This is a genomic window from Rhizobium sp. No.120, from assembly GCF_054558365.1.
The window spans coordinates 49,967-63,685 of record NZ_BAAJNQ010000013.1; the positions used below are offsets into that span (position 1 = coordinate 49,967).

Consider the following 13,719-nt stretch of genomic DNA (forward strand, 5'->3'; position numbering starts at 1 on the left):
AAGTCATCTCGAGTATCAGTTGTGTCCTGTTAGAAATCTTTCGCAATAACCGCGGCAAGTCATTTGGGCGAGCTTGTGACGTCTTTTGTCTTGGTTCGATCACATGGACGACATTTGCTGAAGACGGTTAATGAGGCGTTTCACAACAAGACGGACCTATACTTTGTTTCGCAAAGCGGATTTCAGCTTCGCAATGGTCGCGAAGCGGTCGATTTAGGTCCTTTCTGGTGGAAGGGGCTGCGCGATCGTCGCAGCCTATTGCGGTTGAAATTGACCATGCGAAGCTTGTATCGCTAATCCCAACGCAGGCATATCGATGCCTGCGGCTTGAGGGCTATTCCTCCTGATCAGCATGAAGGCACGAAGATGATCCGAACATACCCAACCGATTGCATCGTTGCTGAAGGACGCGATCCGGAAAAGCTGTCGGCTGCTCTTTCGACCAATGATGTCAGGATAACGGCACAAGTTAACGACAGCGACTCTTTTTCGTTTCGGCTTGAGTATGTTAAGGCCGATGGAATCGTGATCGGCTGCTGCCGCTACGATGGTACATGCCAGATCAAGCGCGAAGGCTTGAGCAACCGGTATCAGATTTTTCTGCCAACTTACGGCCACACCCGCTTCATTGCCAGTGGCCGCGAAATCCTGACATCGTCAACCCAAGGTGCGATCCTCGACGGTACGGTCAATCAGGGCGCTGACTTTGCCGGCCCGCGCGGACATATCTTTTTGACCATTGAAGAGGCCTTTTTGAGAAGCCGGTTAAGCAGCTTGCTGTCTATCCCAGTTTCCGGAAATCTCGACTTTCGCCAGCAGATTGATCTTGTGGATGGACCCGGCCGAGACGTGGGGCTCATCGCCATCGCATTGCGGGATGGCCTTTGCGATAGCGGTACCCTTAAGAGTGCGCCAGTGGCTAGAAAAAACCTCACTGAGGCGCTTGTCAGTCTAATGCTTGAAGCGCTGCCGCATCGCTTTTCACCGTGGCTTGGACGTATCACACCGGCCATGCCACGGCACGTGAAGAGAGCGATCGAGTTCATGATCGCCAACATTGCGGAGCCTTTGACGCTTGATAAAATTGCCGCCGTAAGCGGAGTGAGTGAGAGGGCCCTTCAGATGGGCTTTCGGCAATTTAAAATGACGACGCCGATGGCCTATCTGCGATATCTGAGGCTTGAGGCCATGCATCAGGATCTCAAAGGTGGTCAACCCGGCATGGAACTGAAGGAGGTTGGCTTAAGGTGGGGATTCCTCCACATGGGACGCATGGCAGCCGAATATCGCAGCCGATATGGCGAACTACCCTCAGAAACCTATAAACGAGCTCACGGAATGAATCACTGAACCGCTTCATCTTAGCGAGAAGTGTGCAACTGCGGCAACGCGCAGGGCCGCAACAGTGGTTTGCTGCACTATTGGGCGGAGAACTGCTCAATGAGCCACCGACCCGCCGGTCCGAGTGCACGGTCATTCTGATGTGCAATGACGAGGGGAAAGCCAGGCATTCTGGCGGATCCCTCCCAACGGTCAAGTTCCAATTCCACTAGTCGACCTGCGGCAATATCGTCTACGACAACAGACTTCGGCATAGATCCCCATCCGACCCCTTCCAAGATCAGTCTGTGCTTCGTTTGAATATCGCTAACGCGCCAGTGATTGACCGCGTGAACCCCGTAGTCGCGCCCCGTATCCGTTCCAAGCGCGGTGCCCAATACCAGTTGTGTGCAGTCAAGCAACATCGCCGCATTCAACTTTCCTCTGATCTTGCCTAGTGGATGGCCGGGTGCTGCAACCGCAATAAGGTCGACCCATCCGCATTGATGCCGCTGCAACTCCTTCGATAGTGGTTCATGCTCAGTCAGTAGTCCGATATCGGCGCTACCTTGGCATAGAGCTTCGATGGCAACGGAAAAGGAGACCGTCGATAGATGGACGCAAACGCGCGGGAAGCGCGTGTTGAACGCACCAAGGATCCGGCCGACAGGAACCTCCGTCGCGTAAGGTACCATGACGAGCGAGATTTCTGCCTCCAACCCCTGAGCGATACCGTGGGCATGCTGGCGCCAGTCCGCAATGTCGTGCAGGATGCGCCTAGCTCTGGGGAGCAAAGCAATTCCGGCCTCAGTCAACGTTGGGCGGTATGTTGACCGGTCAAAGAGTGCAAGCCCGCTTTGCTCCTCAAGCTTCTGTATAGCGTAGGTGATCGCCGATTGCGCCCGGGACAACTGTCGTGCGGCGGCGGCGAAACTGCCTTTCTCGACAACTGTCACGAAGACCGTGAATTGATCGATCGTCAGGGCGTCCATGGTGACTATCCCTCTCGCCGAGTGGTGAAGCTATTTTTGTGCATGTCATTCCAATTTTTTGAACTAGATGCTCGAAATTTAACTCATTTTTTTGATGGGTATTCACAGTTATATGTCGTTTCCCAAAGCTGCACGCGCCGCGCCAGAAGTCTCGCCAATACGATCGTAAGCGCGGGGCCATGCAGGCGGCCCCGGGAAAAAGGAGACAGTAGCAACTATGGCCAGCACCGACTACTTCGATCACAACACTGCTCCCATTCAAATAGGTCTGGTTACACTTAAAGTGCGAAATCTACCACTCGTCTCAACCTTCTATCAGGAGGCACTCGGGCTTGAAGTGTTGTCGACCGGACCGGGCCAAGCCCTCCTAGGCGTGGACGGCTTCGCACTCCTCAGGCTTTCCGGTGACCCTAGCCTTGCTCCCCATGATCAACGAAACGCCCGTCTTTACCATGTCGCTTTCGCTCTGCCGAGCAGCAGGGATCTTGCACGATGGCTTCTTCATGCGATTGAAAAGCGGGTGCCGCTGCAGGGCACCTCGGACCACCACACGCACGAGGCGATCTATCTTGCCGACCCGGAGGGCAATGGCATTGAAATTTATGCTGACCGCCCGATGGCGCATTGGCAGGCGCAGGATGGCACGATCCTGACGACCAGTACTCCTCTCGACATCAATGATCTATTGGCTGCAGCCAATCTGACTTCCTGGCAGGGGCTGCCTTCGGGCAGCGTTATCGGCCATGTCCATCTTCGGGTGGATCAAACAGGCAAAGCCGAGCATTTTTTCGGCAAGGTTCTTGGCTTTGAAGTGTCATTGCAACTCCAGGGAGCATCCTTCTTCGCGCGGGGTGGCTACCACCATCAAGTTGCCTGCAACAACTGGGGCGGGCCATCCTTTGCAGGGCATCGTCAGAAAATGACAGGTCTGGAAACCTTCGAGATCATTGTGCGGCACAAACAAGAACTCCCACGGATCGCCGAGCGGGCAGAAGCCTCAGGAATCTACGTCGAATGGAACGAGAGCACTCTTTCGCTGCGCGATCCCTGGGACACTACGATCGTTCTGAAGAGTAAGGAAGGAGCAGATGCGCCTCAATGCCAAGTGGTCGAAGGCTGAAAACGCGAAGGTGCCGACGGATAGAGGGGATTGGCCGCCGAGCCGAACCGCCACAACTTCTAAAATAGTTGCGTTTAGTCTTGTCCATGGGCGGCTCCCTTCGTTTGAGATCTTAACAACCTCACTCTGGCACATTTCGATGCCGTTCGGGGCCGTCCACCCCAACACATGAAGGATGTGCTGGTGGCCTCCCTGTCCTTTTCCTTCAGCACCTGGACCGTCGTCTCGTCACCATGGATCAGCGGTTGCGATCTGAGCCGCAGTTTCAGCGCGTCATAGATGCGAGAGAGATGCCTCTCGCTCGAGCCGATCACCCAGTGACCCAGAGCACCACGGCTGACAGGAACGCCGGCGCGCTCGAAGGCCTGCGCCAGACGGTAGAGCGGTGTGCCATCGACATATTTGTGGACCAGTGCAAATGCCAGCGTCGAGGCCGTGGCGATGCTGCCCGGCAAGGGCTGCGCGGGCATTGGCGCGAGAACGACAGGCGTGTTGATGCCGGTCCGGTCGCAATGGCGGCAGGCGTACTTGAACCGCACAATTTGCAGGACCTTGGCCTTCAGCTCGATATGGAGCTGCTCGGTGACGGCCTCACCCATGCGATGCATCTGATGACGGCAGCAAGGGCAGGCCTTCTGGTCGTCGGCAAGGTCATACTCGACACGCTCGCGCGGCAGGTGTTCCGGCAGGGGCTTGCGGCCACGCTTCTTGCCCTCCGGTTTCTCGATCGTCGCAAAACCGGTTTCCGGCAGGTCGAGACCTCGCCATCTTCTCCGCTGGCGTCGTCTTCATCGGCAACCTGCTCGGCTTCATCGAAGAACATGCTTTTCGCTCTTCGGCGCAAAACGATGCAGCCGCGCCAGCTCCAACTCTTCCTCGAGCTTGACCACGCGGGCGCTGAGCGCTTCTTCCTCAGCTTTCAGCGCGGCGATTTCGGCAGCATTTGCCGCCAACTGCGCCATCAGTTCTGCAACGCTTGGTTCGCCGGTTCGATTCATCGGATTCTTGAATCTGAACCGCACCACCGCGTCAACCGCAGAAGTTCAGAGTCGTCAGCCGGCGATCTGATATTGCCGCACAGGGTTGCGCACCATGGCGTCGATATCGATGCCGTCGAGAATTCAGTGAAGCTGCTCAGTCGAAAGCGTCACCACCGCCGTCTCCCGGCATGGCCATCTGAACCGATCTTCGGTCAATCGCTTCAGGACCATCACAAAACCGGACCGATCGAAGAACAGGAGCTTCAGCCGGTCACGGCGGCGATTGCAAAAGGCAAAGACCGCAGGCGCAAACGGGTCGAGCTCCATCGTCTCCTGCACTAGGACCGCAAGGCTGTTGATGCCGGCGCGGAAGTCGATCGGTTCGCGGTGCAGGTAGACCTTGAGATCAGCGTCCAGTCTGAACATGGCCCAATGCTCCAATGACAGCCGTCAACCCATCCACATCTCTGCATTCCAGCGAAAGCTTCACGCCGTTTGGCAGCAATGCGCTGATTTCGGATAAACCTGACGGATGGCCCGTCTTCTCCAGTGATGCTCGTTGTTCTTCATCACACGTGACCGACATATCCAGCGAGCAGGTCCCGACAGGCAGGCTGCCGTCTACTGCCACGACCGGGATAAACGCCGAGCGTGGAGATACCGCCAGGGAGCCAGACTCCCTGGCCTCCTTGACACACTTGCGCAGTAGGTTGGCATTGATCCCATGCGTAAGCGCAAGGCCGGATATCGACACACCAGGTTCAAGGCAGGCCGCAACAAGCCGCGCCTTTGATCCTGGATCGTAGCGGCGTCGACCATCGCGCCCCACATGCCGCACACGCAGTTTCTGCTCTTCGTCACTCATATTTGGTGTCCACGTATTTTTAATGGACACTTCATGCGGCAGAGGCATCAACGAGAAAAGGCGCATGGAAATGAGCGCTTAGTGCGGCTGCAAAGCCGATGAAAGATAGTTGATGAAGGTTCAATACGGAGAAGAAGTGGCGAATCACTCTGCCCCCGAGTCATGCGGGGCACATCGCGAGGTGTGCGTCGAAGCGTTGACAGTGGAAACCGGCAGGCCGGCCATTGAGCCGCGAAATGATCAATTCGGGATGCCGACGCTGTTAAGCGAAGGAACGCGGATCGAGCTCACGCCTTCCAAGCTCGATCAGAACCTCGGGGCCTCCGCATCGTCGAGCTGCAAGCTAAACAGGAGACGATCGACATTCGTTCAGGAGAAGCTTCGCGCAAAGTTTGACGGATGCCGGAGGGTATTGATCGCAAACCCGGAGCCGTCAGAGAAAAGTCCACGCAACGCCGCAATCACAAGTCGATTCGGCTGCGAGCACTCGTTCCATGATTTTTCTGTGGCCTCCTTGACTAATCCGGGAAAACGCTGCCGCTGCCGACAGTTCCCGTACCCGAACCGAGGACAATCGTCGCTGCGCGACGAGACATGTCCACTGTGAGACGCAATCAGAACTTCGGCGGCGTCTGGCCGGCTTTGCGACAGGCCGCGATGACCGTATTGGCCATCAGCATGGCAATGGTCATCGGTCCGACGCCGCCCGGAACCGGCGTGATGACGCCGGCAACTTTGGCAACCTCGTCATAGGCGACGTCGCCGACGAGGCGCGACTTCCCCTCGCCCTTTTCCGAAGCCGGGATGCGGTTGATGCCGACATCGATGACGGTGGCTGCTGGCTTTACCCAATCCGCCTTGACCATTTCCGGGCGACCGACGGCGGCAACCAGGATATCGGCATTGCGGCAGACGCCGGCGAGGTCCTTGGTGCGCGAATGAGCGGTCGTGACAGTCGCATTGGCGGCAAGCAGCAGAGCCGACATCGGCTTGCCGAACAGGTTGGAGCGGCCGATCACCACCGCATTGAGACCGGACAGGTCCTCGCCATGGGTGCGGCGCACGAGGATCATCGCGCCGGCCGGCGTGCAGGAGACGAGACCGCCATCGAGATCGCCGGTCGCGACCTTGCCGGCATTGACGACATGCAGGCCGTCGACATCCTTTTCCGGCTTGATCGACTGAATGATCGGATCCGAATTCAAATGCCTGGGCAGCGGCAGCTGGACGAGGATGCCGTGGATGGTCTCGTCGGTGTTCAGCGTCTCCACGAGCGCGGCCAACTCTTCCTGCGTCGTATGTTCCGGCAGCGTATGCTGGATGGAGTTGAAACCGCATTCCTTCGACATGCGGCTCTTGGCGCCGACATAGGCGTGGCTTGCCGGATCATCGCCGACGATGACGACGGCGAGACCGGGCTTGACGCCGGCCTCGTTCTCCAGGGTCACCGTCGCGGCCTTCACAGCGTCAATCACGGAAGCGGCAACCTGCTTCCCATCGATAACTGGCATCCGATGTATATCCTTCGCTGACATCTCGCTTAGCTGAATTCGAGGCTCATGCGCACGAGATCGTCCCATAGACTTTCTGCAAAACCACGCAGAACGAGAAGCTCGAAACCATCATCCTCCATTCGCGTGACATGGGCAGCGATATGGCCAATGAGCGCCGTGGCCGACTGCCCGACGGGGAACGCGGCGTTCGACAGATCGATGGCCGTACCCTTGGCGAGGACATGGGCGGCCTGGGGCCCGCGCACGAGGATGCGCACGCGCCCATGGCTCTGGTCGATGACATCCGCCACCGGCCTCAGCTTTTCCGCGATTGCATCGAGATCCGCATAAGGCAGAGCCGTCGCACCCACGGCGAACCATTGGCCGACCGAAACGGAGCGAAGCGACAGGCCGGAGAGTGAAGCATCGCCGATAATCTCCGGCGAGCCGGTATCGGGACGCGCGAGGAGATGCAGGACCGTGCCCTCGGGAAGGGCTTCCAGACTGACACCGGTGCGCAGAACGGGCTTGCAATCGGCCAGGGCGGCGCGCTGCGTGACACGATAGGCTGACATCCAAATCCTCCCTCAATCAGGCGTGAAGCTTTTCATTGGCTGCGTCGAAAAACACCGGTGCGCAGATCCGTCCGGGCGTGAACTCGCCGCGCAGACCGTTCCAGACCATGATTTCCTCGCCATGCCGTTCCCGCCCGCGGCGCACCAGCGCAAGACCGATGGTGGAGCCGACATGCGGCGAGTAGCAGCTCGAGGTGATGTAGCCCTGGTCGTTCTCCAGCGTGGCCTCGGCATTCTTTGCGAGGATGTGGGAACCCGTACGGAAGCCTGTTGCGGGATCGAGCGGCATGATACCGACGAGCTGCGGCCGGTCCGGCGCATTTAGGCCTTCCCGCTCCAGCATTCGTTTGCCGATAAAATCGGTCTTTGTGGTCGAAACCATGCGGCCGAAGCCGAGATCACCCGGTACGACCGTGCCGTTGATCTCGTTGTGGGTGACGTGGCCCTTCTCGATACGCAACACCGACAGCGCCTCGACGCCATAGGGCTGGATACCGTGTTCGGCGCCGGCTTGCATGATGGCATCGGCTACGCCGTCGCCATAGCCGGCCGGTACCGCCAGCTCGTAGGCAAGCTCGCCGGAGAAGGAGATGCGGAAGAGCCGTCCGCGAACCTGACCGCCGAAGAGCGAAACCTCGGCAGCGGCCAGGAACGGGAAAGCCTCGTCGGAAATATCCGTATCGACAATCGCCTGAAGGATCTGACGCGACTTCGGGCCGGCAACCGCCATCTGCGCCCACTGGTCGGTGACGGACGCGAGCCGGACGTCCAGTTCCGGCCAGAGCGCTTGCGCGCAGAATTCCAGATGGTTCATCACGCCCGCCGCATAGGCCGTCGTCGTCGTCATGAAGTAGCGGTTTTCCTCCAGGCGGCTGGTCGTGCCGTCGTCATAGATCATGCCATCTTCGCGCAGCATGAGGCCATAACGCGCCTTGCCGACGGGCAGCTTGAGGAAGGCATTGCAATAGACGCGGTTGAGGAATTCAGCGGCATCCTTGCCGGTGATCTCGATCTTGCCGAGCATCGAGACGTCGCAGATGCCGGCATTCTTGCGGACGTTCAGGACTTCCCGGTCGACGCTTTCGCGCCAGGTCGTCTCGCCATCGCGCGGGAACCACGACGAGCGATACCACAGGCCGGTCTCGACGAATGTCGCGCCGTTCCGGCTTGCCCAGCCATGCAGCGGCGACTTGCGCACCGGCTGGAAATGCTTGCCGTGCGAAGGCCCGGTCAGCGCGCCGAACGAGACAGGCGTGTAGAAGGGGCGGAAGGTCGTCGTCCCTACTTCTGCGGGTGATACGCCGCGCGCTTGGGCCAGAAGCGCGATCGCATTGACATTCGACAGCTTGCCCTGGTCCGTCGCCATGCCGTTCGTCGTGTAGCGCTTGGCAAGTTCCACGTGACCGTAACCTTCGCGAACGGCAAGCCCGAGATCCTTGCGATGCACGTCGTTCTGATAATCGACGAAGGCCTTGCCGCGCACGCCGGGAATTGACCAGAGCGGCTTGGCGACTGCGCTCGGATCGTCGGCCACGGCCGGAACGGTCGTGCGCTTCGCGCTGTAGCCAAGAGCCTCGGCGCGCTCGGCGCCCTTGGCGAAACCATGCTGCAGGCAGGCGCCGAGCCCGTCGATATTGGCGGCAGCGCCGGCAAGTGTCAGGCCCTTGAGGTTGGACGGAGCCAGAAAAACGCTCGATGAGGCGTTCCATTCCGGCCTGCCGCCGCGATGGCAGGCAAGGCTGATGACAGGGTTGAAGCCGCCCGACATCGCCAGGGCATCGACGGCAAGCTTTTGCGTGCGTCCGGCGATCGTGACCGAAATCGACGACAGGCTCTTGCCGCCATGCGCATCCGACACCACGGCGCCCTTGATGATCTTCGCCGTGCCGGCATATCGGAAGCCAGCGCCTTCGGCCCTGCTGTCGATGATGACGACATCGCTCGCGCCGACGGCTTCGAGATCACGCGCCAGCGCATAGCCGCTGTCATTGGTCGTGAAGATCGCCACCTTCCTTCCGGGCGCGACAGCATAGCGGTTGAGATAGCTGCGCATGGCGCCCGCCATCATCACGCCGGGAATATCATTGCCGCCGAAGACGAGAGGCCGTTCCTCCGCACCGGTCGCCAGCAGCGCCTCCCTGGCGACGATGCGCCAGAGCCGCTCGACGGGAAGCCGCTCCAGCGGCGCCTGCACATGCTTCTGCACACGCTCGACGGCACCGAAGACATTTCCGTCATACCAGCCGAAGACCGTGGTGCGCGGCATCACGGTGACGTTCGAAAGGGATGCGAGTTCGGCAAGCGCGGCTGCAACGAAGTCCGTCGCACGCTCGTCGCCGATACGGGCCGTCTCCGAAAGCAGGCCGCCGCCGCAGCGCGAATGCTCATCGACCAGAATGACCCTGGCGCCGGCACGACCGGCGGCAAGGGCGGCTGCAAGGCCGGTTGCACCGGCACCCACCACGAGCAGGTCACAGTGGATCCAGGCCTTCTCATAGCCGTCCGGATCCGCCTCGTAGCTTGCCCGGCCGAGACCGGCGGCGCGGCGGATGAAGGGCTCGTAGAGCTTTTCCCAAAGGGCGGCCGGCCACATGAAGGTCTTGTAGTAGAAGCCGGCGCTGAGAAAGGGCGACAGCAGGCTGTTGAGGGCGCCGATGTCGAGATCGAGCGACGGCCAGCGGTTCTGGCTCACCGCTTCGAGCCCATCGTAGAGTTCCTGCATGGTGGCGCGGGTGTTCGGCTCCGTGCGGCCACCCCGGCCGATCGTCATCAGCGCATTCGGCTCCGCGCTGCCCGCCGTCAGGACACCGCGCGGGCGGTGATACTTGAAACTGCGGCCGACCAGCAGGCGGCCGTTTGCCAGCAGCGCCGAGGCAAGGCTGTCACCGGCAAAGCCGCCGAGCGTCTTACCGTCGAAGGAGAAGGAAAGCGGCCGCGACCGGTCGATCAGGCCGCCGGAGGAGAGGCGAAAGGGCGTCATGGGGTCACCTCGCCGCGACGATCGGCGGCATCACGGGTCGCGTGGATGTCATGGGTTGCGGTGTCGCGCTCGACCACCAGCCACCGGCGGCAGCCGGATGTGTGATGCCAGTATTCGCGGTAGGCGCCGCGCGGGTTGTCACGCAGATAGACGAAATCGAACCAGACCTCCTGGGACGCATCCGCGGCGGGGCGCGGCAACGCGGCGCCCTTGACGGTGAACTCTTCCTTCGGGCGTGGTCCGCAATGCGGGCAGGTGACGAGGCTGGCCATTTCGGTGTCCTTGGTCGGGCAAACTAGTGAAGGTTCGGCTGGGCGCCCTGGCCCTTCTCATCGATGAGATAGCCGCGCTCGAACCGGTCGAGACGCATCTGCCGGGTCGTGGCGTGCGAAACGTCTTTCGCGATGAGATGGGCAAAGCAGAAGCCGGAGGCAGGCGTCGCCTTGAAGCCGCCGTAGCACCAGCCGGCATTCAGATAGAGATTGTCGGTCGGCGTCTTGTCGATGATCGGCGTGCCGTCCATCGACATGTCCATGATGCCGCCCCAGGAGCGCAGCACGCGAATGCGCGACAGCGCGGGGATCATCGCCTTTCCGGCTTCCGCGACATGCTCGACGGTCGCGAGATTGCCGCGCTGGGCATAGGAATTGTAGCCGTCGATGTCGCCGCCGAAGACCAGCCCGCCCTTGTCTGACTGGGAAACGTAGAAATGGCCGGCACCGAAGGTCACGACGCAATCGATGAACGGCTTCAGCCCCTCAGAAACGAATGCTTGCAGGACATGGCTTTCGATCGGCAGCTTCATGTCCGCCATCTGGGCGACGCGCGAGGAATTGCCGGCCGCCGCAAGGCCGAGCTTGCCGCAACCGATGAAGCCGCGCGTCGTCTCGACGCCGGTGACGCGGCCGTTCTCACGGCGAATGCCCGTCACCTCGCAGTTCTGGATGATATCGACGCCGCGGCTATCGGCTCCGCGCGCATAGCCCCAGGCAACGCCGTCGTGGCGCACCGTGCCGCCGCGGCGCTGGATCAGGCCGCCCTGGATCGGGAAGCGGGCATTGTCGAAATCGAGGAAGGGCAGCATCGCCTTGATCGCCGCACGGTCGAGCAGTTCGGCATCCACCCCGTGCAGGCGCATCGCGTTGCCGCGCCGTGTATAGGCGTCGCGCTGGGCGTCGGAATGGTAGAGATTGACGACACCGCGCTGGGACACCATGGCGTTGAAATTGAAATCCTGCTCCAGCCCCTCCCAGAGCTTCATCGAAAATTCATAGAAGGGATTGTTGCCTTCGAGCAGGTAGTTCGAACGGATGATCGTCGTGTTGCGGCCGACATTGCCGGACCCGATATAGCCCTTTTCAAGCACGGCGACATTGGTGATGCCGAACTCCTTGGCAAGATAATAGGCCGTTGCCAGACCGTGACCACCACCGCCCACGATGATGACGTCATAGCGGGCTTTGGTTTGCGGGTCGCGCCAGGCGGGGCGCCAGGAACGATTGCCCGTCAGTCCGTTCAGGAGAATGGATAAAGCAGAATAGCGCATGGTCAGGCCTCGACGATCACAGGTCCGAGCCTAGTCGCCGTTTCGACGGCAGACTTTCAAAAATAGGACGCCATGATATAGATTTGGGCCATGACTGCGTTTGACACGAGAAAAACCCAGAGGATCGGATTTCTGCTCGTGCAGAATTTCGCCCTGATGTCCTATGCCTCCGCCGTGGAGCCCCTGCGGGCGGCAAATCTCATTGCCGGCCTCGATCTCTACCATGCCTTACCGCTCTCATTGCATGGGCGGCCGGTCGCAAGTTCCTCCGGTCTCATCGTGGAATGCCGGGATCTGGCGTCGCTCGGAGAAACCTGCCACACCGTCTTCGTCTGCGCCGGGGGCAATCCGAAGGACTGGAGTAGTGTCCAGGAGGTTCATCCCATTCTGCGGCGCCTCTCGCGAAAAGGCGTCCGCATCGGCGGCATATCGAGCGGCACCTATGTTCTGGCGGCGGCCGGCCTCCTCGACAACCGCGACTTCACCATTCATTGGGAGCATGCCAGCCTGCTGAAGGAGGCCTTTCCAAAGCTGGCGCCGCGCCAGGCACGATACGTGATCGACGGCGACCGGGTCACCTGTGCCGGAGGGATTGCCCCTCTCGATCTCATGCATGCCATGATCAGCGAGCGCATGGGCGCACATTTTTCCCGACGCGTGAGCGACTGGTACCTGCATACTGCAGTCGCGGAGCCCGGCGCTCCCCAGCGCGGTTCGTTGCCGGAGCGCTTTGGGACACACCACCCTGCACTTTTGGCAGTCCTAGAAAAAATGGAGTTGACGATCGAGGTGCCCCTCGATCGCGCAGCCATGGCGAAGATTGCCGGCGTTAGCGTCCGCCACCTCGACCGTCTGTTTGCCATACACATGGCAAACGGCTTTTTGGAAACCTACCGCAACATTCGTCTCGACCATGCCCGCCGCCTTCTGGAGCAGAGTCCACTTTCCGTCGCTGAAATTGCGTTCGCTACGGGTTTTTCGGGTGCCGCACATCTGTCGACCAGCTTCAAGAGGCGGTTCGACGAAACACCCTCGGCATGGCGCTCACGATTTTCCTACGAGTAAGTGATTTTTTCCTGTAGGGAACATTTTTGAAAGGAAAACGAGTGGACCATGGCCAGCGGCAAGCAGATCTCTAAGAAGGCGCAGAGCGCTCTGTCCCAGAACCCGCACGCGGTGCGCGAGCCGCGCGAGAAAAACCTTGAAATGGCGATCGGGCACGAGGTCCGGGCCTATCGCAAGAAGCTCGGCATTACCGGCGCCGATCTCGCCGCCGCGACCGGCATGTCGGTCGGCGCGCTCTCGAAGATAGAGAACGGCAACGTCTCGCCATCGCTGACAACCCTGCAGTCCCTCTCCAAGGCCCTTGGCGTCCCGCTCACGGCGTTCTTCCGGCGCTTCGAGGAACCGCGCAACGCGACCTTCGTCAAGGCGGGTGAGGGCGTGAAGATCGAGCGCCGCGGCACGCGCGCCGGCCACCAGTACAGCCTGCTCGGTCATATCGACAACAATTCGAGCGGCGTGACGGTGGAACCCTATCTCATCACGCTCACGACCGAGTCGGACATCTTTCCGACCTTCCAGCACGAGGGCATGGAATTCCTCTACATGCTCGACGGCGTCGTGGTTTACCGCCATGGCGACCAACTGTTCAAGATGGAGGCGGGCGACAGCCTGTTCTTCGACGCGGATGCACCGCACGGCCCCCAGGAACTGGTGAAGCTTCCGGCACGCTATCTCTCCATCATCAGCTATCCGAAACAGGGCAGCAGTCCCGGCTAAAGTTGCCTCACACGAAATTTTTATTCCTATCAGTTGATTGATCGAAAGCCCCATGGTAGCCATTTG

At 60.2% G+C, this 13,719-nt stretch carries 12 protein-coding genes and 1 pseudogene; 4 read left to right on the forward strand and 9 right to left on the reverse strand.

Features of this window, described 5'->3' with window-relative positions; all coding sequences use genetic code 11:
• Positions 1 to 366: 366 nt before the first annotated feature.
• Positions 367 to 1,350 (forward strand): AraC family transcriptional regulator, encoded by a 984-nt coding sequence (locus ACYJRZ_RS26170; RefSeq protein ID WP_243016888.1) that lies wholly within the window; start codon positions 367 to 369, stop codon positions 1,348 to 1,350.
• Between the two features lie 68 nt (positions 1,351 to 1,418).
• Here ACYJRZ_RS26170 and ACYJRZ_RS26175 read toward each other — a convergent pair whose 3' ends face one another.
• A complete protein-coding gene (locus tag ACYJRZ_RS26175; RefSeq protein WP_243016889.1) occupies positions 1,419 to 2,312 on the reverse strand; it encodes a LysR family transcriptional regulator in 894 nt (297 codons plus the stop codon).
• A 217-nt stretch (positions 2,313 to 2,529) separates the two neighbouring features.
• Between ACYJRZ_RS26175 and ACYJRZ_RS26180 the strand changes: the two genes are divergently transcribed.
• Positions 2,530 to 3,432, forward strand: coding sequence for a VOC family protein (locus tag ACYJRZ_RS26180; RefSeq protein ID WP_243016890.1), 903 nt, complete (start codon positions 2,530 to 2,532; stop codon positions 3,430 to 3,432).
• A 152-nt stretch (positions 3,433 to 3,584) separates the two neighbouring features.
• Here ACYJRZ_RS26180 and ACYJRZ_RS26185 read toward each other — a convergent pair.
• The 8 genes and pseudogenes from ACYJRZ_RS26185 to ACYJRZ_RS26220 all read right to left on the reverse strand — a co-directional run.
• Positions 3,585 to 4,430 (reverse strand): annotated as a pseudogene (locus tag ACYJRZ_RS26185) (IS66 family transposase); the annotation flags it as partial.
• Positions 4,431 to 4,553: 123 nt separating this feature from the next.
• Positions 4,554 to 4,838 carry an IS66 family insertion sequence element accessory protein TnpB gene (gene tnpB, locus ACYJRZ_RS26190; RefSeq protein ID WP_243016891.1) on the reverse strand — a complete coding sequence of 95 codons (285 nt, stop codon included), beginning with the start codon at positions 4,836 to 4,838 and terminating at the stop codon, positions 4,554 to 4,556.
• The gene (gene tnpA, locus ACYJRZ_RS26195) at positions 4,819 to 5,277 is read right to left on the reverse strand and encodes an IS66-like element accessory protein TnpA (RefSeq protein WP_243016892.1); all 459 of its coding nucleotides are present in this window, start codon (positions 5,275 to 5,277) and stop codon (positions 4,819 to 4,821) included. The genes tnpB and tnpA overlap by 20 nt, the downstream gene beginning before the upstream one ends.
• 614 nt (positions 5,278 to 5,891) lie before the next feature.
• Positions 5,892 to 6,788: a bifunctional methylenetetrahydrofolate dehydrogenase/methenyltetrahydrofolate cyclohydrolase FolD gene (gene folD / locus ACYJRZ_RS26200; protein ID WP_243016893.1), complete on the reverse strand. Its 897-nt coding sequence runs from the start codon at positions 6,786 to 6,788 to the stop codon at positions 5,892 to 5,894.
• A 29-nt stretch (positions 6,789 to 6,817) separates the two neighbouring features.
• Complete coding sequence (locus ACYJRZ_RS26205) at positions 6,818 to 7,345, reverse strand: sarcosine oxidase subunit gamma family protein (protein ID WP_243016894.1); 528 nt, start codon at positions 7,343 to 7,345, stop codon at positions 6,818 to 6,820.
• Positions 7,346 to 7,361: 16 nt separating this feature from the next.
• Positions 7,362 to 10,325, reverse strand: coding sequence for a sarcosine oxidase subunit alpha family protein (locus tag ACYJRZ_RS26210; protein ID WP_243016895.1), 2,964 nt, complete (start codon positions 10,323 to 10,325; stop codon positions 7,362 to 7,364).
• Positions 10,322 to 10,597 (reverse strand): sarcosine oxidase subunit delta, encoded by a 276-nt coding sequence (locus ACYJRZ_RS26215; protein ID WP_024900018.1) that lies wholly within the window; start codon positions 10,595 to 10,597, stop codon positions 10,322 to 10,324. The genes ACYJRZ_RS26210 and ACYJRZ_RS26215 overlap by 4 nt, the downstream gene beginning before the upstream one ends.
• Before the next feature lie 23 nt (positions 10,598 to 10,620).
• The gene (locus ACYJRZ_RS26220; RefSeq protein ID WP_243016896.1) at positions 10,621 to 11,871 is read right to left on the reverse strand and encodes a sarcosine oxidase subunit beta family protein; all 1,251 of its coding nucleotides are present in this window, start codon (positions 11,869 to 11,871) and stop codon (positions 10,621 to 10,623) included.
• Positions 11,872 to 11,961: 90 nt separating this feature from the next.
• Between ACYJRZ_RS26220 and ACYJRZ_RS26225 the strand changes: the two genes are divergently transcribed.
• Together ACYJRZ_RS26225 and ACYJRZ_RS26230 are read left to right on the forward strand one after the other, a co-directional pair.
• Positions 11,962 to 12,936, forward strand: a complete 975-nt coding sequence (locus ACYJRZ_RS26225; RefSeq protein WP_243016897.1) for a GlxA family transcriptional regulator — start codon at positions 11,962 to 11,964, stop codon at positions 12,934 to 12,936.
• A gap of 48 nt (positions 12,937 to 12,984) precedes the next feature.
• Positions 12,985 to 13,653 (forward strand): helix-turn-helix domain-containing protein, encoded by a 669-nt coding sequence (locus ACYJRZ_RS26230; RefSeq protein ID WP_243016898.1) that lies wholly within the window; start codon positions 12,985 to 12,987, stop codon positions 13,651 to 13,653.
• The last annotated feature ends 66 nt before the right edge of the window (positions 13,654 to 13,719 follow it).

Bases quoted from the DNA above. Each gene is read 5' to 3' on its own strand.
- ACYJRZ_RS26170 (WP_243016888.1), top strand. From the start codon at position 367: ATGATCCGAACATACCCAACCGATTGCATCGTTGCTGAAGGACGCGAT.
- ACYJRZ_RS26175 (WP_243016889.1), bottom strand. From the start codon at position 2,312: ATGGACGCCCTGACGATCGATCAATTCACGGTCTTCGTGACAGTTGTC.
- ACYJRZ_RS26180 (WP_243016890.1), top strand. From the start codon at position 2,530: ATGGCCAGCACCGACTACTTCGATCACAACACTGCTCCCATTCAAATA.
- tnpB (WP_243016891.1), bottom strand. From the start codon at position 4,838: ATGTTCAGACTGGACGCTGATCTCAAGGTCTACCTGCACCGCGAACCG.
- tnpA (WP_243016892.1), bottom strand. From the start codon at position 5,277: ATGAGTGACGAAGAGCAGAAACTGCGTGTGCGGCATGTGGGGCGCGAT.
- folD (WP_243016893.1), bottom strand. From the start codon at position 6,788: ATGCCAGTTATCGATGGGAAGCAGGTTGCCGCTTCCGTGATTGACGCT.
- ACYJRZ_RS26205 (WP_243016894.1), bottom strand. From the start codon at position 7,345: ATGTCAGCCTATCGTGTCACGCAGCGCGCCGCCCTGGCCGATTGCAAG.
- ACYJRZ_RS26210 (WP_243016895.1), bottom strand. From the start codon at position 10,325: ATGACGCCCTTTCGCCTCTCCTCCGGCGGCCTGATCGACCGGTCGCGG.
- ACYJRZ_RS26215 (WP_024900018.1), bottom strand. From the start codon at position 10,597: ATGGCCAGCCTCGTCACCTGCCCGCATTGCGGACCACGCCCGAAGGAA.
- ACYJRZ_RS26220 (WP_243016896.1), bottom strand. From the start codon at position 11,871: ATGCGCTATTCTGCTTTATCCATTCTCCTGAACGGACTGACGGGCAAT.
- ACYJRZ_RS26225 (WP_243016897.1), top strand. From the start codon at position 11,962: ATGACTGCGTTTGACACGAGAAAAACCCAGAGGATCGGATTTCTGCTC.
- ACYJRZ_RS26230 (WP_243016898.1), top strand. From the start codon at position 12,985: ATGGCCAGCGGCAAGCAGATCTCTAAGAAGGCGCAGAGCGCTCTGTCC.